Source organism: Vibrio sp. 10N.261.52.C11 (assembly GCF_041471405.1).
GTDB lineage: Bacteria > Pseudomonadota > Gammaproteobacteria > Enterobacterales > Vibrionaceae > Vibrio > Vibrio crassostreae_C.
The window spans coordinates 1-531 of record NZ_JBFROI010000119.1 but is presented as its reverse complement, the minus strand read 5'-3'; the positions used below and the strand labels follow the sequence as shown (position 1 = coordinate 531).

The following is a 531-nucleotide window of genomic DNA, read 5'->3' as shown; positions in this document are numbered from 1 at the left end:
TCAACACCCAACGTTGTGGCTGCCGAGTGGCATACCCAAACAATGGGTGGTCGATTGCAGACAAGTAGGATACGGTCAGGCTGCACTCAACTATTTGGCGCGCTATCTCTATCGCGGTGTGCTGCCTGATGAAGACATCATCAGTATCACAGATGATACTGTCACCTTCCGCTATAAAGAGAGTCAGACCAATGCATGGCGAACGCGCACCTTGCCCATTCTGAAGTTTTTGCTGCTCATTTTGCAACACGTGCTGCCCAAAGGGTTGCAGAGAGTACGAGATTACGGTTTTTTACGTGGTCAAGCTCACGCCTTAAGAGCCCGCATTCAACTGCTGTTATTGAACTTGGTCTATATGATGCCGCCGCTAACGGCACCGATAAGGAGCAAAGCGATAAGAATCTGCCCTTGCTGTGAGCATGAGATGGCGTGTGTTGGAGTGAGCCGACCCATGTAGCCGAAAGGCATTTAATAATAAGGAGAATGGCATTGACGAAATCAAAGGAGATGTGACGACGAAAGAAACGAAAA

Annotated in this window: 1 protein-coding gene; it reads left to right on the top strand. The window is 48.8% G+C overall.

The window, feature by feature from the left end; translation table 11 throughout:
* A partial coding sequence (locus AB4323_RS24105) for a transposase (protein ID WP_372150628.1) occupies positions 1 to 457 on the top strand: 457 nt, incomplete at its 5' end.
* Positions 458 to 531 lie beyond the last annotated feature (74 nt).